The sequence below is a fragment of the Desulfovibrio sp. genome (assembly GCF_047607245.1).
In the GTDB taxonomy this organism is placed as follows: Bacteria; Desulfobacterota; Desulfovibrionia; order Desulfovibrionales; family Desulfovibrionaceae; genus Desulfovibrio.
In genome coordinates, this window is the sequence record NZ_JASGDK010000069.1 from 1 (window position 1) to 19,842 (window position 19,842).

Consider the following 19,842-nt stretch of genomic DNA (forward strand, 5'->3'; position numbering starts at 1 on the left):
GCTCACGGTGCCAGATTCGCTTTCACCAATGGGCTCCACCGTCACCCTGGTGCCGCGCGACATAATCTCAGAAAGGCGCTGACGAGCTTCCGGACCAAAAGGTTGGCTCAAAGTTGGCGCGTCTATACCATAAAAACGCAACACGGTGTCAGCATCCTCGCTGCCACGCGTTTTGCTGACAGAAACGGTATTGCCGTCCTCTACTCGAACAACCCATCCGTCCCAGGCAAAAGCCGGGGATGTTCCCCAAAGAAGACAAAAAATAAGGCAGAGGCCAAAAGTCCGAATCACCATACGCACCCCAGTGCACGACCTGAGTCTCAAAATAAACGTCTGACGCACAATGCCAATATTCGTAAACAATGCCCGTGCCGCAAGCCTTTTGTCAAGGCGCGGCACGGGCATATACTAAAAGCTCGAAGCTCTGTTTTGGAATTTGTTGCCGTCAGGCGATAAGGCCTGCCGTAAACCGCACCGCAACCTTAAAAGGATCGCAAGTGGCAGCAAGGCAAGCCGAATCCCCTATGCTATCCCCATACAGAACGGCCAACCTGATAGGCCACCATAGCAACCACATAGGCCACAGCGGTATTAAAGACCATGCTGAAAATCAACCAGCCCCAGCTACCAGCCTCTTGCTTGATGACCACAAGAGCCACAAAGCAGGGAGAGTACATGAGCACGAAGAGCATGAGTGAAAGCGCAGTGGCCTTCGACCAGTTGCTGTCGCTCTTCAGGCGTTCGGCCAAGGGAGCGGCGTCTTCAGGATCCTGTTCGCCAATGGCATACGCAGTACCCAGAGTGGACACAATAGCTTCCTTGGCGGCAACACCAGCCAGCAGTGCGATATCCGTGCGCCAGTCAAAGCCTACAGGCTGTGTGGCGGGTTCAATGGCCTTGCCCAGACGGCCAGCAATGGAATACGCAAGTTCTTCTTCGCCCAGTTCGTCGCGCACGCTGGTCAGCTCTTCTTCAAGAGGACCACGTTCTTCCGCACCTTCGGGGAAAGCGGCAATCTGGGTTTCAAGCTGCTCAATCTTCTGCTCAAAAGGCGCGGCCATTTCTTCGGGCATCTTGGGGAAGGTCATGCCCGCCCAAATGATGATGGAAATAGCCACCAGAACGGTACCAGCCTTCTTGAGGTACATCCAGGCACGTTCCCAGCAATGCAGCAGCAAGCTGAACAGCGTGGGCAGGCGGTAGGGGGGCAGTTCCATAACGAAAGGAGTCGCTTCACCCTTGACGATAGAAGAGCGTAGCAGGCGCGCCACCAACAAGGCCATAACCCAGCCAATAAGCATGATGAGGAACATGACCGTGGGGGCATCATCAGGGAAAAAAGCGCCCGCCAGCATCAGAAAGACCGGAAGCTTTGCTCCGCAGGCCATGTAGGGCAGCGTCAGCAAGGTCGCCAGTTTTTCTTTGGGGCTACGCAGGGTACGGGTGGCCATAGCGCCGGGGATGGCGCAGCCGCCAGCAATGCCGCCGGAAATGATGTAGGGCATGACCGAAGCGCCGTGCAGGCCGAAAAAGCGGAAAATACGGTCCATCATGTAGGCCACGCGGGCCATATAGCCGCTGTCTTCCATAAAGGAGATCAGCACAAACATGATAAGGATCAGCGGCACAAAGCTGATTACGCCGCCCACACCAGCAATGATGCCGTCAACAATCAGTGATTTGGCAAGGCCGTCAGGCAAAACATCGCCAAAAAATCCGCCAAGCCAACCAAAACCATCTTCAACCCAACCCTGAGGATATGCGCCCACCTCAAATGTGACATAGAACATGAGGTAGAGCACGCCGATCATGATCAGCGGGCCAAACAGCGCATTTGTGAGCACTTTGTCCAGCTTGTCTGAAAGGGCAAGGCGGTCCTTGCCGGGGTCTTGCTGGAAAATGCCGTCGCGCAGGATACTGCGGATGTAGCCGTAGCGGTGGTCTGTAATAAGGGATTCAAGGCTGGCATTGAGAGTCGTGCGCACATGATCTGCAGTTTTTTTGCGCAGCGCTTCAAGCTCGGCCGTGGTCTTCGGGTCGGCTTTCTGTGCTTGGCTCAGTACCACATCATCGCCTTCCAGCAGCTTGAGGGCCACCCAGCTTGGCAGGTAACGGTCAGTCAGCAGATTGGCAGCGACGATGCGCTTTTCAAGTTCAAGCAAAGCTTCGTCAAGCTCAACGCCATAAGAAATGCGCATAGGTTCGCGCTTGCCCTTTTTGGACAGCTCAATAGCGGCTTCCATAGCCTCTTTGAGTCCTTCGCCGTTACGGGCGACCATCGGTAACACGGGAACGCCCAGCAAGGTGCTCAGGCGATCCATATCAATATGCACGCCAGAAGTGCGCGCTACGTCCATCATGTTGCAGGAAAGCACAACAGGGGTGCCCATTTCGAGCATCTGTACGGTAAGCAGCAGGTTGCGCTCAAGGGCTGAGGCGTCCACCACGTTAATGACAGCCTGAACATTGTCACCGGCAAGTTCCTGCCGGGCCACAAGCTCTTCCTGCGAATACGCAGTCAGAGAGTAGGTGCCGGGCAGGTCCACCACGGTGACGCGCGTGCCGTTCACCGCAATGTGCCCTTCCTTCTTGTCAACAGTAACGCCGGGATAGTTGCCCACGTGCTGCCGGGCACCGGTGTAGCCGTTAAACACGGTGGTTTTACCGCAGTTGGGATTGCCAGCCAGGGCAATGCGCAATGCGTGGCCATGATGGCCGTGCGCGCCATTATTCGAATCTTTTATTTCACTCATGCAAGTGCCCTCCCACTCCACATTAGACGCAAAAAATTCCTTGCAGACCACTGACCATGATCGTGCCGGAAAAATTGCTCAAACGCGCCTTTCTGGAGCTTCTGATTGTGACCGTTCTGGACGGGCTTCACTTGCTGTCTTGCACATGCCCGCCACCGCCATCAAATGACGTTTGAATCCCCCGAAAAGAAATGAAAATGAATTCCAAAGTCCTAGCGGGTTTATATGGTTGCAGAAAAAAAGTCAAGTCACGTGAACGTAATTTCTCCTTTAATGCGGTATCTCATCAGCACTTAATATTTTTTTCTGGTTAAAATGCATTCGCCCGGTTGTGGAAGAAACTTCCGCAACCGGGCGATTTACTGGAGCCATGTTGACTCTCCCTGTGGGGTGATTGTGACATCAAACTTTAGTCACCCTTGCCTATGCGTCTCGCAGGCACTCCCTCAGGGAAGATACGCCGCATGAATGCACCATTTGCAGGGGAATATTGCGTGAACGAGCTACTTGCACAGCCTTGCGCTTGGCTTCATGCGAAATTTTGTTGGTGAAAACAATCATTGCATCAGGATTGCCGATTTTTTCAATGAAGTTACGCTCATTGCGGCTGATGCACTTGAGGGAATGTCCGTTTTCCTTGGCTGCGGCTATGTAATCTTTTTGCAGCCTGTCCATGCCGCCTATAAGTGTTACGCACATACTCTGCTCCTTTTATGTGGGGCCCGCCAAAGCGGTAAGCGCCGTTATGGGTGAATCGCGTTGACCTATTTGTAATTGAAATTCAATTTCAAAGTCAAGCGCATTTGGTCGCTTTTGTCGGTTTTTTTAAAAAATATTTCTGTTAAAAGAATAACATTATGAAATAACATGGAAAATAAAATTCTTCCCATAGTCTCTCGGCCACAAAAAAGCCCCCTCCAGTAATGGAGGGGGCAAAACAGCGAACTCGTGGGCCGTGCTTACTTCCAGCGGGCCATAAACTCTTCAGCACTATGCCCTTCGTCAAGATGCTTGAGCAAAGCGCTGCCAAACACTACGGCATCAGGACGAGCATCAGCAGGCAATGCTTCCAGCTGGGCAGGTTCACGCAAACCAAAGCCCAAGGCCAACGGCAGTTTAAAGACAGACCGCGCCCTGCGCATGGTTTCCGCCACCTGGGGAGCCACATTGCCTCTTTCACCAGTGATGCCCATAACTGAAACCACATACACATACCCCTCACCTTCCGCGGCATAAAGGGCCATGCGTTCGGCGCTGGTGTTGGGGCCCACAAGAGGGATCAGCGCAATTCCTTCCTTTTTCAAAGCATCGCGTAAAGGCCCTGCTTCTTCATAAGGCAAATCGGGAACGATAAAACCGTGAACGCCACCCTTGGCAGCGTCTTGCGCCAGTTTTTCGTAACCGTACTGCAAGAAGGGATTGAGGTAGCCCATAAGCACAACGCCAGACTGAATCAGACCTTTGCGCTGGATAAGGTCCATAAGGATGCCACGCAAATTAACGCCATCACTCAGCGCCCGGCGCGAAGCGTCTTCAACAACAGGGCCGTCGGCAACAGGATCAGAAAAAGGCACGCCGATTTCGATGATGTCCGCGCCATTTTCATCCAGTTCCATCAGGGCAGGCCAAAAGCTTGTCTGATCGGGAAACCCCGCCGTAAGAAAGGGAATCAGAGCCGGACGGCCAGCAGCATTGGCCTTGCGAATCTTTTCTTCAAGCAGGTTCATGACTACACCTCGCCCTGCCCCGGAGCAAAGCCCAGAGCTTTATTGATGATGCCAAGGTCTTTGTCGCCCCGGCCCGAAAGATTGACCACAACCTGCTGACCCGGTTTGAATTCTTGCGGATGATCCAGCACCCAGGCCAGAGCATGCGAAGATTCCAGAGCAGGCAAAATACCCTCGGTACGGCACAAATGCTGGAATGCGGCCAGGGCGTTGGCGTCCTTGACCATGCCGTAGTGAACGCGGCCCGTCTTGTGCAACCATGAGTGCTCGGGGCCAACACCTGGATAATCAAGGCCCGCAGAAATGGAGTGTGAAGGCTCCACCTGGCCGTCGTTATTTTGCAAAAGCATGCTGTAGGCGCCGTGCAGCACGCCAGGCGTCCCCATATTGAGAGGAGCGGAGTTAAAGCAACCGGTTTCGCCGGTTCCTGCTGCTTCTACGCCGATAATGCGCACGCTTTTATCCTCAAGGAAGGGATGGAACATGCCGATGGCATTGGAGCCGCCGCCAACGCAAGCCACCACGGCATCAGGCAGCTTTCCTGTTTTTTCCAGCATCTGCGCACGGGTTTCTCGGCCAATGACGCTCTGCAGTTCGCGCACAAGCAGCGGGAAAGGATGAGGCCCGGCTGCCGTGCCAAAGCAGTAATGCGTCGTTTCCTGACTGCCAATCCACGCGCGCAGGGCTTCGTTGATGGCATCCTTGAGGGTGCGGGTGCCGCTTTCCACAGAGTGCACAGTAGCGCCCAGCAACTTCATGCGCATGACGTTGGGAGCCTGGCGCTCCACATCTTCAGCACCCATATAGACAGTGCACTCCAATCCAAGGCGTGCGGCTGCGGCAGCCGTGGCCACGCCGTGCTGGCCTGCCCCGGTTTCAGCCACAAGGGCGGTCTTGCCCATATACTTGGCAAGCAGAGCCTGACCAAGAGTATTATTCACCTTGTGCGCGCCCGTGTGCAGCAAGTCTTCACGCTTGAGCCAGAGATCAAAGCCGAGCTCACGCGAAAGCGTGGGGCAATGGGTCAGGGGAGTTTCACGCCCGGCATAATTGTGCAACAGATCCTGCAACTCGGCCTGAAAGGCCTCTGTAGGATAGATGTTGTGCATGGCCGCTTCCACTTCCATGAGGGGCGGCATAAGCAGCTCAGGCACAAAGCAGCCGCCAAACTCGCCAAAATAGCTGTTTTTCATGACAAATACCCATTGCCTTTCTGTTTTACAGCAACTGCCAGAGCAGCTGCCAGCTTTTGCGTATTCTTTTGACCCGGCGCATCTTCCACGCCGGAATTGAAATCCACTCCGTCAGGTGAACAAAGGCTTACAGCCTGACCTACATTATCCGCACTCAGGCCTCCTGCCAACAGCCAGGGGTGCGGTGCTGGCAGGTGGCTCAGATCCTGCCAATCCAGCCTTGCGCCGCTGCCGCCCCCGGTAAGCCCGGCATCAAGCAGGTAGCAGGCGCAGGCTCCCGCATGTTTTTGCAGTTCATTGTAAAGCAGCGCCCTGTGGCAGTACCGTCCTGGCCAGATCACCCGTATGACTCTCTGCACGCCCACAGCCCTGGCGCAGGCCAGATCCTGCTTGCCGTGCAGCTGGGCCATGTCCAGCCGCGCTTCGGCCATAATGCGGCAGATCTCTTCGGCATTTTGGTCTACAAACACGCCCACACGCAGCATTTTTCCGCTTTCAAGGGAGGCCACATGGGCAGGAGTCACATACCGGGGACTGCGTGCATGAAAGATAAAGCCGCACATGCCCGCCCCCAGCGAAGCCGCCATGTCCAGATCCTGCTGCCGAGTGAGGCCGCAGACCTTAACGAGCATGACCGCCAACCTCCCCCGCCACTTCAGACTTTTCATGTTCAACACGGCCATCGTTTGCGGCTTCGGCCAGCAATCTGGACAAAGCCCTCCCCGGTTCCGCGCCCTCCATAAGAGCGCTGCCCACCAGGGCCGCATTAAAGCCCGCCTGAGCAACAGCCTGCAAATGCTCGCCCCGGTCAATGCCGCTGGCGGCAATCCACACTTCATCCTTCTGCGGCGGGCAGGCCCGGGCCAGGGCCAAGGCTGCTTCCCTGTCCGTAACCAGTGTTTCCAGATCACGGGCATTTACCTGAATGATACGCGCCCCGCTTTCCCGGGCCAACCGCAAATCTTCCTGATCAAAAACCTCGACAACAGCGTGCACGCCGTGGCTTTCTGCCTGTTCCCGCAAGGAGCGCAACACCGCGGCGTTCGGGGTCAGACGCACGATAAGTAAAAGCGCGGATGCCGGAGTTGCCGCCGTGGCCGCTACCTGCAAAGAGTCAAAAATGAAGTCCTTGCGCAGCAGGGGCGGGCGGGCTTCCGCATACAAAGCAGGATTTGCCGCTCGTGCCAGATAGTCCAGGCAGCCGCGAAAATGCGCCTCTTCCGTCAGGATGGAAAGGCAGTCTGCCCCCGCCGCCGCATACTGACGCGCCACATCTTCAACCTCAAGACTTTCGCAAATAACGCCACGCGACGGTGAAGCCCTTTTGTATTCGGCCACGACCATGAGGGGTTGGCCCTGAATGGTCACAGCAGAACCGCATTCTCCTCGCAGGGTCGCCAAAAAATCCGGGCGAGGCCCCTCAAGAGGAGCGGACATCCCGCCCCGGTCAGCCAGAAATCGCAGGGCGTCCACTTCAGCCTGTTTGGCCTTACGAAAACGCTCAAGCAGCATGCAGCACCTTCCTGCCAAAACCGCCGCTCACGGCTTCGCGGGCACGGGCCATGCACAGCGCCATATCCATATTCTCTTCCAGCAAATAGACAGCCAGACCCACATTGAGCGTAACCATATCCATCATGGCGCGGGGGCCGTTGCCGTCCAGAATATCCTTAAGCACAGCCACGGCCTCGTCCTTGCCGTCAACCGACAGGTCTTCCACACTGCAAGGCGCGATGCCAAACTCCGCAGGATCAAGAGTCATCGAAGTCACAGTACCCGCATGCAACAAGGCTATCTGGGCAACACCGATGGGGGTGATTTCGTCATAATTGCCCGCGCCGCAAACTACAGCGGCCCGATAGAGCGGCGACTGCAAAAGTGTTTCAGCCACAAGATCCACCAGTTCGGGACGGGCCACGCCCATGAGCAGATGGCTCGGGCGGGCAGGATTGATCATGGGACCCAGAATGTTGAAGAGCGTACGCACGCCAAGTTCCTTGCGCACAGGGCCGATGTTGGCGAACGACGGATGAAAGTGTGGCGCGAACAAAAAGGCGAAGTTGCGCCTTTTGACCATTTCTGCCACAGAAGCCGGATTGTTGTCCAAAGCGATGCCCAGAGCTTCCAGAGCATCGGCGCTGCCGCATTTGGATGAAACGGCACGCCCGCCGTGCTTCACTACTCTGTAGCCCATACCAGCCAGCACAAGCGAGGTGGCTGTGGAACAGTTGAAGGAATTGCGTCCGTCGCCCCCGGTGCCCACCACGTCGATGGTTGTGCCAGAGATTCCGTCCACCCGCACAGCTCTGGCCAGAGCCGCGCGCGTTGCATGGGCCAGCTCCAGAGCGCTTTCACCCTTCATGCGCAACCCCATGAGAAAACTCCCCGCCTGAGCCGGGCTCATTTTGCCGTCCATAAGCGCGGCAAACCCGGCAGCGGCCATTTCTGCACTGAGGTCTTCCCTGCGGGCCAACCTGTCGAGGATGGTTGCAAAGTCGCTGGCATCGCCGCCCGTTCCCATGATGGATTGCGGGAAGTTGCCCAGCAGGCGCAGCCCCTCGGGAGTAAGCACCGATTCAGGATGGAACTGCACGCCAACCCAGGGGCGGTCATTATAGCGCAGGGCCATAACTTCACCTTCGGGAGCGCGGGCTGTCACCGTAAAGCGGGGATTTTCGGCATCTTCGTCGGCCCGCACTACCAGAGAGTGATAGCGTCCTACCCGCATGGGGTTGGGCAGGCCCGAGAACAGGCCCGTGCCATCGTGCACGATCTCTGACTGTTTGCCGTGCATGATGCAGGGCCCCACCTCAACCTTGGCCCCGGCGTGCAGACCGAGCAGCTGATGTCCCAGGCATACGCCAAGCACGGGAATTCTGGGGTTCAGGCGCTTGAGGAATTCAGGACAATAACCCGCGTTGGCAGGATGCCCCGGTCCCGGTGAAATGCAGACCATCGCAAGTTCAGGGTTCACAGCCATATCCAGCACAGCCGGATCGTCATTGTGCAGCACCACAGGCTTGTGGCCCAGGGCGTAAAAAGCCTGCACAAGATTGTAGGTAAAGGAGTCGTAGTTATCTATGAGCAAAAACATATTCGTCTTCCTCCGCACGCAGGGCCAGGCGCATAATGGCTGATTTGTTGCACACTTCCTTCCATTCCATATCCGGGTCGGAATCGTGGACTATGCCCCCGCCCGCCTGCCAGAAGAGCCTGTTGTCGCGCAGCCACATGCTGCGGATGGTGATGCCCATATCCAGATTTACGCTGTCCTTGTCCAGACCAAGCCAGCCGATGCAGCCCGCATAAGGGCCACGGCTGCGTCCTTCAAGCTCGCGGATAATCTGCATGGCGCGAATCTTGGGCGCGCCGGAAACCGTGCCCGCCGGAAAGGTTGCTGCCAGCACATCCAGAGCGTCCAGTCCTGTGTCCAGACGGGCCGTGACCCGGCTTGTCAGGTGCATGACGTGGGAGTAGCGCTCCACTTCCATATAGCGTTCAAGATTCACCGTACCGGGCCGGGCCACGCGTCCCAGGTCGTTACGGCCCAAATCCACCAGCATGACATGCTCGGCGCGCTCCTTGGGGTCGTCGCGCAGTTCCGCGGCCAGGCGTGAATCTTCAAGATCATCAGCGCCACGCTTGCGCGTACCTGCAATGGGTGAAAGTTGCAGGCAGCCCGCAGTGCAGCGCACCATCACTTCTGGCGAAGAACCAAAAAGCGTCAGCTCTGGAAAGGACATGTAGAACATGTACGGTGAAGCGTTAAAGCGGCGCATGCGCCTGTACAGTTCAAAAGGATTGCCCATGAATGGGGTGGAGAACCGTACCGAGGGCACCACCTGAATGGCTTCGCCCTGACGCAACATTGCCTTGATTTTTCCTACAAATTCCTTGTAGCCCTCTTCGCCGGGTTCGGCGCAAACTTTGTCTGGATCAATATCCGGCCCGGAACTCTTGGTTGAGGCACGCGGTTCCAGTGATTGGCGGGCGCTTTGCAGGGCGCGGTGTTCGCCAAGGCTCACCTGACAGAGGCGGTTGTAAAGGTGGTCGAAAACCAGCACCGTGGCAGGCAGCATGAGTATGCAGTCAGCCTCATTTTCTGGCATGACGGCGGCGAGACTGGGGTTGAACAAACCAGCCATGCCAAAACCAAGGTAGCCATACAGGGCTCGGGTAATAGGCGGCAGCCCGGCGAAGTTTTCCGGCGGCACAACCTCAAGCGCAGCCATTAGATCCCGAAGCCCTTCAACAAAGGGACGGCCTTCAAAGGAGGACAGGGGGGCCAGCCTTTGATCCTTCATGTCCAGAACCAGCTTGCCCTCACGGCAGAAGACAAAAAGGGCCGGGTCGCAGGCAAGAATGCTGTAACGGCCCCAGCGGCCATCCACTTCTGCGCTTTCCAGCAGTATGCCGTTGCCCGTTCCCACCATGCCCATAAACAGGCTGATGGGGGTATCCATATCCGCTGGCAACCAACGAGCGGACTGGCGCAGCGTAAGCAAGTGCAACTTGTCACCGTTCTCTTTCATCTGCCGTATCCTTTGGGTTTTGAACATACAAAAAAGCGCCGCCTCCTGTGGGGAGACGGCGCCTGTATACAGCTATGCCAACGTACCGGAACTATTTAGCCCGCACGTCTCCCCCACGCAGTTGGATGCGCCACCACCAGCCCTGAAAGCTGCAAGAAATGGTGTTGGGGAATACGTTCATTTGAATACCTTGTTCCGTTACAATTTTTTAGAAAGCTACACAGTGCGCTACGAACTGTCAATGAAAATGTTTAACCTTTGTAATCATGCCAGCCACAAACAGGATAAGTATTGCCGCGCACCAAGCGATATATGATGATAACATGCTGCTATAGATGGCAAATATCGAAATCCCCCTTCCTGCGTACGCGCGCTCCACGCAAATTTACGCGAGAGTGCACTCAGATGGAGGCCCGGCGTAGCCGGAAACTTCTTGTATACGCCGTGCAGTATTACTGCCAGTTGCGCATGAGATACATTACCTGCAACACTACTTCGCAGGAGAAGCCTTGTCGCGCATAACTCGTGCCTTGCAAATAAGCTCAGGGCGATACTCAAAGTGCATGATGTCATATTCATGCCACTTGCCTCCCCAGATAAACCCGGCCTCTTCCATTGCGCTGACAATCGCTACGGGGTAGCTGAACTGAAGAGGATGCGGGCGCAGCTTACTCCAGCGCCAGTAAGGAGCAATGCGAGAACTCAAATCTATGGCAATGCCAAAAGCGTGCGGGCTCAGGCGGGATTCCCCCGCAATGCGCCGCCACATGAACCCCCCGTCCATTTTAAGAAATTTTCGCAATTGGGGATCTTCACGTACAGCTTCAACCAGTGCCGCGTCTGCCCCGGCCAAGGCCATGCCTGCAGCGGCTGACAGACGTAAGGGCTGCCCCGCAAGCCGTGCGGGCACAAGCTGTTTGTTCACCTGAGCAGGCGTGCCGCCATAAAGCGCGGCCAACAAATCATACGAGCGCTTCCGGCCCGGCGATACCCCATAGGGAGTGTCAGGGCGTTCAGGTTCTAGGGGGTACGGTTCAGCCATACTGGCGCGAACGTCCACATCCCAGCCATTACCCTGACTCTGCCCATTGGCTGCACCGCCTGCTGAAGCGTGCCGGGCGTACAACACGCGGCCTTTATCGCCCACCAAAAGCCAAAGCCCTTGCGCATCAGAAACCAGACCAGTGATCTGCGGATACGAGGCTTTCAAACACTGCAAATCCACGCGAGTGTCCGCATCAACACTATTTACTTCAACAGACTCTTCCTCTTTCGGCGCAGGGCCACTCGCGCAAAGCTCGCGATTGCCAATGCGGGGCACAGCGGCCTCAGCCGCGGCAGCCTGTGTGGATGAAGAGGCGGAAAAAAGACCGGGACTGTCAGAATCTTCAGCAGCGACTGCCGCGGACGAAACGCTAGCCAAGATCAGGCCCAGGCACAAAAAAAAGATAGAGAGTTGTTTTGCGGTGCGTATCATATTCGCAACCTACTCGCGCCCCGCTTGTCAAGGCAAGCGCTTTTGCGTACATCTGCGCCATGTCTACCTGGAAATTTCTTTTGGTTACATTCGGCTGCAAGGTCAATCAGTACGAAACCCAATCTTTGCGTGAGGCGTGGCAAAAGCTTGGCGGTGTGGAATGCTCCAGCCCTGCCGAAGCGGATGTCATTTGCGTCAACAGCTGCGCCATCACCTCCAAGGGTGAAAGAGACGCCCGTAATGCCGTTTTTCGCCTGCGCCGCGAAGCTCCGAAAGCCCGCCTCATTCTCACGGGGTGCGCGGCACGCCTGTTTGCCGACTACAAACCCCGGCCTGGGGCTACATGGGCGGCTCCTGACCTGCTGGTTGCACAGGAACATAAAGACACTCTGCTGCAAGGACCGTGGGTTACCCCTTCTTTCGCGCTGCACAACCTGACGCCAGACGCAAAACCGTCGACAAAAAAAGCTGCGGCCGAAAAGGCTCAAAATGGACTTTACGAGGTTGCAGAATCAACCTCCACAGCTGCGCACGAAGCCAGCGCGTCTGCCCAGCAGCAGGCATTTCCGCCATTTGCCATTTCTACCTTCAAACGCGCCCGCCCTGTTCTGAAAGTGCAAGACGGCTGCGCCCATCGGTGTACTTACTGTATCGTGCCCCTGACACGAGGGCGGCCCCACAGCCGCCCGGCAGAAGATATTATTGCTGAGGCCCGCCGCCTGCTTGAGGCCGGACATGTTGAGATCATGATTTCCGGCATCAACCTCGGCCAGTATGGTCGCGGCAATGAGCACATGGGAGATTTCTGGGATCTGCTGCGCACGCTTGATGCAGCACTGGCCCCAGAGTTTGCGAATCAGGCACGCTTTCGCATCAGTTCTCTTGAACCTGGGCAGCTCAATGAGCGCGGGCTGGACATCATACGTGGCTGTCGCCTGCTTTGCCCGCATCTGCATATTTCATTGCAGCACGGCAGCCAGAGCGTGCTTAAACGTATGGGACGTGGGCATTACACCGCCGCCATGCTGGAAAAAGCCGTAATGTCACTTGCTGCCCAGTGGCCCGTTATGGGATTGGGTGCCGACATTATCGCCGGATTTCCGGGGGAAACTGAAGATGACGTACAGGAGTTGCTGGCGCTTATTGAACGCCTCCCATTGAGTTATGCGCATGTTTTCCCCTATTCGCGCCGCCCAGGCACGGCTGCCGAGCGCTTTGACCAGCAAGTGCCGAATGCGCTCAAGCTGGAACGTGCCGCCAGAATCCGTCAGGCAGTTGCACAGAAGCAGCGCGGCTTTCTCGATGCACAGCTGTCGCTCCCGCACATGCTGCTGGCTGCGGATGTTTCCGGCATGGGGCACGACACGCCCCAACAACGCGCTGCCAAACAGATCAAGGGCGTCAACGAATACTATGCGGCCTGCTTCATGAACAATCGGCCACGTTCGGAGAGTGAAAGTTCACTGCCCTCCCCGGCCGTGCAGCCCACCGCAGGACTGTTGGCCGTGCGCCCTGTAGCTGTGACTGATAAGGGATTGCTTGTGGAAGAATTGCCCCTTCGCAATGGGCATGACTAAGAGCAGACTGTAGTCAAACACAATAGCGCTTCTAAATCTTTTCAGTTGCAAGCTGAAAACACTGAAAAAATATCTCTGGGGCTGAATATTGCTACATTGAAAGGCCTTATGAGAAGCTTGGCCTTTCTATTTATACAAAAACTCCCCGCATTGCGGGGAGTTTTTGTATCTCGATTGACGGCTTCAACCGTCAGGGCATTTTAATTTTGAAAAATTTAAATGCACTATAAGGATTCGACCTGCCGTGCTGCTGCTTCTATCATTTCATGTGCGGTGTCTGCGACAGTGCTTATGGGCACAGCTTCTATACTGGCGTTTTCTGCTCCGTTCCCTGTCGGTGTCGGAGACGCCTTGTCTGGAAGCAGGTTATCAAGGCTTTCTCCACCACTGCTAAGGCCTACATGAGCATACGGATCACTTGCCAGGTTACTTTCTGCTGCTGGCGAGCCTACCTGTACTCCGCCATCAGACAAACTCGGCAGATCAGTGGTACTTGCTGCAACGTGCCCTTGAGCACCCAAGTCAGCCACAAGGCTACCGCCCAAACCATCATGCGCAGGATACCCCTGATCGCTCTCGGCATGGCTTGTTCCGTGCTCCTGATCCTGATGGTCATGCGTGGTATCAAACAGAATCCCGTCATCATCCAGGCCAAAAGCACTGAAAGCCGAAGGATCAACATCGGGTTCGTGTATGGCGACCTCAATAGGCGGTTGCACGCCGTCAACATAGGCAAAAAAGCTGTCCAGCCCTGGCCGGAGGTCATTCAGGTCATCTATGCCCGCGAATTCTATTTTCTCCACACCCTTGAGGATGGAGCTGTTCAACCCGTTGAGCCATGAGCCATATCGAGCAATAAATTCGCCAAGGTCCGCTGCCTGAAGGATCAGGGTGTCGGCTCCCGCGCCGCCGTCAATATTCAGCGCGCCAGCACCGCTGATTACACCATCGATAATGATGGTGTCGTTGCCCGCGCCTGTAACTATCTGGTTACTGCCGCTGCCACTGCGGTAAATGTCGCCGTTAAGGCGAATAACATCACCTTCGCCGCCACTGACGCTGTGCCCAAGAATGACGTTTTTTCCAGCTGTGGCATACATCGCATAGTCAGCATTGATCTCCAGATTCAGGCCCTGCCCGCTGCCCGACTGCACGGTATTCGTGCCGCCACCTGTATTGTACATGCCATAGGCCGTACCGTTGGCGCTTTCAGCGTTCAGATTGATGGTGGACCCGGTTACCGTAGCCTTGCCGTCAAGAACTATGGCTGAAAGATCGCCTTTGATGGTCATTGTGACGCTGTCGCCCGTAATGCTTGCCCCGCCAAAAACGCCGTACGCCTTTCCGGCAGTGGAGGTGACATTCATATCCACGTCGCCGCCTGCGGTAAGGATTTGCTTGCCACTATATGTTGAATAAAAGCCTGCAGCCAGGTCCTTGGCGGTCACGTTAATGGAAGCATCGTTATCGACATTAATGATGTTGTCACCGCCGGCATAGCTGCCACCGGAAGGCAGACGATTACTTTCAATCCCCGTGGCGCGACTGTCAGCCAATATACCAGTACTGGTGACATCCAGAGTGAAGTTTTTGGCATGGATATTATTGGCAGCTGAAATATTGCTTTGGCTGCCTTGAGCGAGAATACCGCTGGTATTGCCTCCACTACTGATGCTCACGTTCATATCGCCAGACACATCAATATTATTTACGCCATAATACTGGCCATTATACGAAGCTGAAATGGCAGATGCACCGTGTCCGCCCTGATAGTTAGATCCTCCGGCCAGATTTACATTGACGTCAAGGTTGCCCACATCAATATTATTGGTGCCATAGCCGCTGGAACTGATTCCACCGGCATTATACGCATCACCCGTGCCTGTGACGTTAACAGTCAGCGTTCCTTCCTTGGCAGTGATATTGCCCACTCCCTTACCCGAGCTGGAGCCAGAAGTAGTAATCCCATAAGCGCCGGAAGTGGAAGAATCAACATCAAGAGTAATGTCGCCATGCTTGGCTACTATGTTATTGGCTCCGCCGTGAGTCGAACCAATCTGAATGCCGGATGCACCATAGCTTACACCACTGCCCTTCTCGGCATGTACCTTGATGTTGATATCATTTTCCGCTTCAACATTAGTGGTTCCAAAAGACCATGTGTTTATGCCAGCAGTCTGGTACGTGCCCTTATCAACAATAAGGTTGACATCACCGCCACTCTTTAACGTGGTCACACCGCCCAAGGTCATGACAGCAGCACTGGATTGACTGGCATTGGTCAAACGGACGTTCAGTTCGTCCTCTGCCGTAACATTGATGGTGCCGCCAGACCAGTTGTCCACGGTTCTGCCGTTGACGGCAGTAAGATCAACGGTATTACCATCTATATCGACTGTACCTTTGCCCGTCACGTGAACTGCGCCGGATGAGCCCTTAACGCTCACCTCACCGCCCTTAACCTCGACAAGAGAATTTTCTCCATCGGCATTAACACCGTAATAGGAGCCCCCCTGAATGGTCACCTTGCCGTCTTCCCCGGCATTAATGTAGTTCTTGCCGCCAGCAAGGGAATCAACAGCATTCTTGTAGCTGGTAACAGTAATATCAGAGCCGTCTACGCGGTTGACGCCATCAGCCCCGGCAGCCATACCAGCCCCATAGTTGCCTGAAATGGTGACTTTGCCATCTTCTGCAGTAACAGTATTGCTGCCATTGGCAGCATACAGACCATATTGATATCCAGTAGCGCTGACGGTAGTGCTGCCCGTGGCATTGATGGTGTTGCTGCCGCCGTAGACTGCGCTGGCTCCGGCATTGGTTCCACTACTGCTGCCGTAAACTGATATACTGCCATTGTTTACACTGACGGTATTTTCGCCGCTTTCAGCCAACAGGCCACTTGTTCCCCTGATGTTCACTGTGCCATTATTGCCAGTAACAATATTTTCGCCGCTGCCCGTGGCAATGGCACCAGCTCCCCCATTGCCTGTAATATCGATCTGTTTGCCCGAGATGCTGTTAAGTCCGTCATCTGCGGCACGTATGCCCGCTCCAGAACGCCCCAGAACGGTGATCTTTCCGTCTTCAGCGCTGACAGTGTTGCTGCCGCCGTCAGCCAGCATGCCTTCGCCGTTGTAGCTGTTCACGGTAACAGTGGCATTGCCCCGGCCTTCAAGAGTATTTTGTCCGCCACCTGTGGCCTTGACCCCGGCGAGACCATACGTTTCAGCCTTCAAGCTGCCGTCTTCAGCAATAATATGATTTCTGCCGCCGCTTTCAGCCAGCAGGGCATAGCCACCGCCTTGGGTGGTCGTCAGATTAACGTTGCCTCCCTTGCCGTGAATGGTATTGCTGCCGCCGTTTGAAGCGGTTACGAGGTTTTTGGCGCCCGAGATGGAAATGTCGTGGCCGCTGATACTGTTCTGGCCCTTATCTGCCATAACTGCTGTGGCGTTTCCCGCATTGGTAATACTTACTGCCCCCTTGCCCATATCAATAATGTTGCCGCCGCCCTGTGCAGTGGCTGCAACGCCCTGGGCTATGGTAAGCTTGCCGTCGGATGAAGTAATATGCGTGGTTTGGCCCGGCTGCGACGCCAAAATCCCCTGATTCAAATTGATGGTGTTATAATCATCAGCCATTTGCTGAGGATTGGCGGAACCGCTGGCATGAATAGAACTGCCGCCGATAACCGTATCATTCAAGATTATTTCATCATTTCTGTCAGAAGAAACTATTGAGTATGCGCCAGTTTCACCCTTACCCTGATGAAATTCACCTATGCCTTCCAGATTGGCATGGTCGCCATAAAGGCTGTCGTGGGCAGAAGAATTAAAATTCTGGTTATCTGTCGCGACGAGCTCGACATTGTATTCAAATTCATTGCCAGTATAGCGGTCAGTCACCGTAACCTGAATAAAATCTATGAGTGGCTTGCCATCAGCACCCATACGCTGCATCTCAGCAATGCCATCTGCTGTGAGCCGAAATTCCAAGCGTCCCGTGCTGTAGTCAAATGCCACGTCCACCCAGGAATTTTGCCAGCCGTCAGGCAAAGATACGGCAATTTCGTATTGCACCCAGGGAGCGGCCCCAGTGAAGTCCAGGCTGCCAGCAGGAATCGCCATTGGAGGCTGCCCGTCTTCAGCAAAAAAAACACTGGTGGTCACAGGATCATTGGTGTTTCCGGAGTTGTACAGCACCGCACGCACAAAAGGGCCGTCTGGACGGGGCAAGGGATCTGGCCCGGGGGCAGGAGGCACAGGGGCAGGAGGCACAGGGGCAGGACCTGGAGGAATGATGCCCCCGGAACTGGAATCGCCAGCTGCAGCAAGAGCAGAATCAAAAGCCAGATCGCTGACTTGTGCAGCCGTTCCCTGTAAACTCATATCAAGACCATCCAAGTGGTCTATGCCGGCAGAGAGCTCAGCAGTGCCGTGCTCGGAATAATGGGAGCTTCGCTCTGCTGCAGAGGGGCCAGCCGCCGGAGCAAGGTCGGGACCAAAAGCCTTAAAAAACTCCGCACTGGAAATCAGTTGGCCATCCACTTCAAATTCAGGGGCATTTTCGCTGGAGTAAGCTGTATAAAAATCAGTGATGCTGACGCTTGCGCCATCATCAAACCGAAAAGTAAGGGCATCGCCTGCGCGCTCCAATGTTGCTTGGTCGGCAGGAAAACCCAAAGTAATCTGGGAATTTTCGCCAGAAGTTAGCGCGGTGTACTGACCAGCCGCAGGGCGGAGTATGGAAGTGCTCATAAAAGCTCCTAGACTTCTGTTTTGTTCCATCAAATCGCATAGGAATGATGGAACGGGTTGCAATAATGCCTGACAGTACGTCAGCACTATCGCTCAGCCCGAATATCTCAGGTATGGAATGATTTTATCAGGATACAGAGAATGGTCTCTGTACGAGGAGAAACATGATTGGAGTATGTTCTCCTCAGATCTACCGTGCAAGGCGGGGCAGCACAGCGATCCATGAGGCGGGAAAACCAGACAATTCTACAATCAAAAAGAATTATCAATCTTGTTTAAGATTAACATTGCGGAAGCATTTGTCAAGCGCCATGCTCAACTTGCTAATTTTATTAAAAAATTTAATAACTTCGGGTGCCCTGCGCTTCCTATTCAAGGGCCCTGCATGGATAAAAAAACAATAAGTGCCCAGCGAAAGCCGCAGGGCACTTATTGCAATTACTTGATACTGGTCGAATAAATTCGACGAAACCATATTGGTCAATTAAATGCTTATTTTTGCGCCAAGCAACTTGGCAAAAGCCGCAATCCAGGCAGGATGGGCCGGCCACGCCGGGGCAGTGACTATATGGCCGTCCACCACTGCGTTAGTGAGGGTTTCATTAAAATCGCTCCATTTGGCCCCTGCGTCCACCACATCGGGCTTCACAGCAGGATAGGCCGTGCAGGTGCGGTTTTTCAACACGCCAGCTGAAACCAGTATCTGCGGGCCGTGGCAAACCGCAGCAATAGGTTTTTGGGCCGCATCAAATTCGCGCACGATCTCAAGGATACGCGGATTCAGGCGCAAATATTCAGGTGCCCGGCCGCCGGGAACAACAAGGCCCACATAATCGGCGGTGTTCACCTTGTCAAAATCATAGTTAATAGAAAAATTATGGCCGCGCTTTTCGGAGTATGTCTGGTCGCCCTCAAAATCATGTATGGCGGTGCGAACTACGTCGCCAGGTTTTTTACCCGGGCACACAGCGTCGACTTCGTAGCCCAGCATGAGAAGCATCTGAAAAGGTACCATCACTTCGTAATCTTCAACGTAGTCACCGGCTAATACCAGAATTTTTTTCATATTTTTCTCCTGCGGCTCAGGTCAAACCATGCTGACAAAAGCCCGTTTTTGCCTGCAAGAGCAACATGATGCCACCCTTGCTTTAAGCGTACATATGTTTATATAAGCAGGCAGAGCCTATGGGCAAGCCCTAAAATGGACATAGCCCGATGCCGGACTGCACTTCTTTGTACCCGTTGCGGCAAGGTGGCTCCCAAGGGCACAGCCTGCTTTTTTTGGGCATAAGATCAAGTATATTCGTGTAGCTCAGGAGATTCAACATGCCTATGTTCGACTTTGTTTGCACTGGTTGCGGCAATACATTTGAAGATCTGGTCTTCGGAGACGAAACCCCGGCCTGCCCCAAGTGCGGCGCTGGAACAGAGCGGCAGATGAGCGTTCCGAGCCCGCTCAAAACAGGCGCTTTTCCTTACAAGCCAGGGCCAGTGCGTCCCATGAGCAAAACGAAACCTCCTTGCGCAGCAGGCGGCTGCCCTTCATCTGGCGGCTGCCCTTCGTCGGGTGGAACGGGCGGTCTGTCCTAGCGGAGCCACGCAGGGTACTCCAGCTGATTACCCAAAGATTTCAGCCCTTGCGCTCCTTGCGACAAGGGCTTTCTTGCATTCGTAAGGGGCTTGCTCTACACTTGTGCAGATACTCTTAACCGGGAAGGAACCTATGCTCCGCAGCATGACCGGCTTTGGCCGCTGCCTTGTAGAAAATACCCATATAATCCAGCAATGGGAGGTCAAAAGCGTCAACAGCCGCCATCTTGACC

The 19,842-nt window shown here is 54.9% G+C and carries 16 protein-coding genes; 4 read left to right on the forward strand and 12 right to left on the reverse strand.

Features of this window, described 5'->3' with window-relative positions; genetic code table 11:
• The 9 genes from QM579_RS05170 to QM579_RS05210 all read right to left on the reverse strand — a co-directional run.
• On the reverse strand, positions 1–294 hold a 294-nt coding region (locus QM579_RS05170), incomplete at its 3' end, for a thermonuclease family protein (protein ID WP_414998113.1).
• Positions 295–527: 233 nt separating this feature from the next.
• Positions 528–2,753 (reverse strand): ferrous iron transport protein B, encoded by a 2,226-nt coding sequence (gene feoB / locus QM579_RS05175; RefSeq protein ID WP_414998114.1) that lies wholly within the window; start codon positions 2,751–2,753, stop codon positions 528–530.
• A gap of 423 nt (positions 2,754–3,176) precedes the next feature.
• Positions 3,177–3,452, reverse strand: a complete 276-nt coding sequence (locus QM579_RS05180; protein WP_414998115.1) for a DUF2325 domain-containing protein — start codon at positions 3,450–3,452, stop codon at positions 3,177–3,179.
• A 260-nt stretch (positions 3,453–3,712) separates the two neighbouring features.
• Positions 3,713–4,480, reverse strand: coding sequence for a tryptophan synthase subunit alpha (trpA, locus tag QM579_RS05185; RefSeq protein WP_414998116.1), 768 nt, complete (start codon positions 4,478–4,480; stop codon positions 3,713–3,715).
• Positions 4,481–4,482: 2 nt separating this feature from the next.
• On the reverse strand, positions 4,483–5,673 hold the full coding sequence (trpB, locus tag QM579_RS05190; protein ID WP_414998117.1) for a tryptophan synthase subunit beta: 1,191 nt from the start codon (positions 5,671–5,673) through the stop codon (positions 4,483–4,485).
• Positions 5,670–6,305, reverse strand: a complete 636-nt coding sequence (locus QM579_RS05195) for a phosphoribosylanthranilate isomerase (RefSeq protein ID WP_414998118.1) — start codon at positions 6,303–6,305, stop codon at positions 5,670–5,672. The genes trpB and QM579_RS05195 overlap by 4 nt, the downstream gene beginning before the upstream one ends.
• Positions 6,295–7,185, reverse strand: a complete 891-nt coding sequence (locus tag QM579_RS05200) for an indole-3-glycerol-phosphate synthase (RefSeq protein ID WP_414998119.1) — start codon at positions 7,183–7,185, stop codon at positions 6,295–6,297. The genes QM579_RS05195 and QM579_RS05200 overlap by 11 nt, the downstream gene beginning before the upstream one ends.
• A complete protein-coding gene (gene trpD, locus QM579_RS05205) occupies positions 7,175–8,767 on the reverse strand; it encodes an anthranilate phosphoribosyltransferase (RefSeq protein WP_414998120.1) in 1,593 nt (530 codons plus the stop codon). The genes QM579_RS05200 and trpD overlap by 11 nt, the downstream gene beginning before the upstream one ends.
• The gene (locus tag QM579_RS05210) at positions 8,748–10,205 is read right to left on the reverse strand and encodes an anthranilate synthase component I family protein (protein ID WP_414998121.1); all 1,458 of its coding nucleotides are present in this window, start codon (positions 10,203–10,205) and stop codon (positions 8,748–8,750) included. The genes trpD and QM579_RS05210 overlap by 20 nt, the downstream gene beginning before the upstream one ends.
• Positions 10,206–10,224: 19 nt before the next feature.
• On the opposite strand from QM579_RS05210, the gene QM579_RS05215 reads away from it, so the two are divergent.
• Positions 10,225–10,521, forward strand: coding sequence for a hypothetical protein (locus QM579_RS05215; protein ID WP_414998122.1), 297 nt, complete (start codon positions 10,225–10,227; stop codon positions 10,519–10,521).
• Between the two features lie 174 nt (positions 10,522–10,695).
• Here QM579_RS05215 and QM579_RS05220 read toward each other — a convergent pair whose 3' ends face one another.
• Entirely contained in the window at positions 10,696–11,628 is a 933-nt protein-coding gene (locus tag QM579_RS05220) for a M15 family metallopeptidase (RefSeq protein ID WP_414998123.1), read from the reverse strand.
• A 113-nt stretch (positions 11,629–11,741) separates the two neighbouring features.
• On the opposite strand from QM579_RS05220, the gene QM579_RS05225 reads away from it, so the two are divergent.
• Positions 11,742–13,259 carry a MiaB/RimO family radical SAM methylthiotransferase gene (locus QM579_RS05225; RefSeq protein ID WP_414998124.1) on the forward strand — a complete coding sequence of 506 codons (1,518 nt, stop codon included), beginning with the start codon at positions 11,742–11,744 and terminating at the stop codon, positions 13,257–13,259.
• Between the two features lie 224 nt (positions 13,260–13,483).
• Here QM579_RS05225 and QM579_RS05230 read toward each other — a convergent pair whose 3' ends face one another.
• Both QM579_RS05230 and QM579_RS05235 read right to left on the reverse strand, forming a co-directional pair.
• Entirely contained in the window at positions 13,484–18,019 is a 4,536-nt protein-coding gene (locus tag QM579_RS05230) for a beta strand repeat-containing protein (protein ID WP_414998125.1), read from the reverse strand.
• 484 nt (positions 18,020–18,503) lie between these two features.
• Positions 18,504–19,085, reverse strand: coding sequence for a DJ-1/PfpI family protein (locus tag QM579_RS05235; RefSeq protein ID WP_414998126.1), 582 nt, complete (start codon positions 19,083–19,085; stop codon positions 18,504–18,506).
• Positions 19,086–19,345: 260 nt separating this feature from the next.
• Between QM579_RS05235 and QM579_RS05240 the strand changes: the two genes are divergently transcribed.
• Both QM579_RS05240 and QM579_RS05245 read left to right on the forward strand, forming a co-directional pair.
• Positions 19,346–19,609 carry an FmdB family zinc ribbon protein gene (locus QM579_RS05240; protein ID WP_414998127.1) on the forward strand — a complete coding sequence of 88 codons (264 nt, stop codon included), beginning with the start codon at positions 19,346–19,348 and terminating at the stop codon, positions 19,607–19,609.
• Positions 19,610–19,742: 133 nt separating this feature from the next.
• On the forward strand, positions 19,743–19,842 hold a 100-nt coding region (locus QM579_RS05245; RefSeq protein ID WP_414998128.1), incomplete at its 3' end, for a YicC/YloC family endoribonuclease.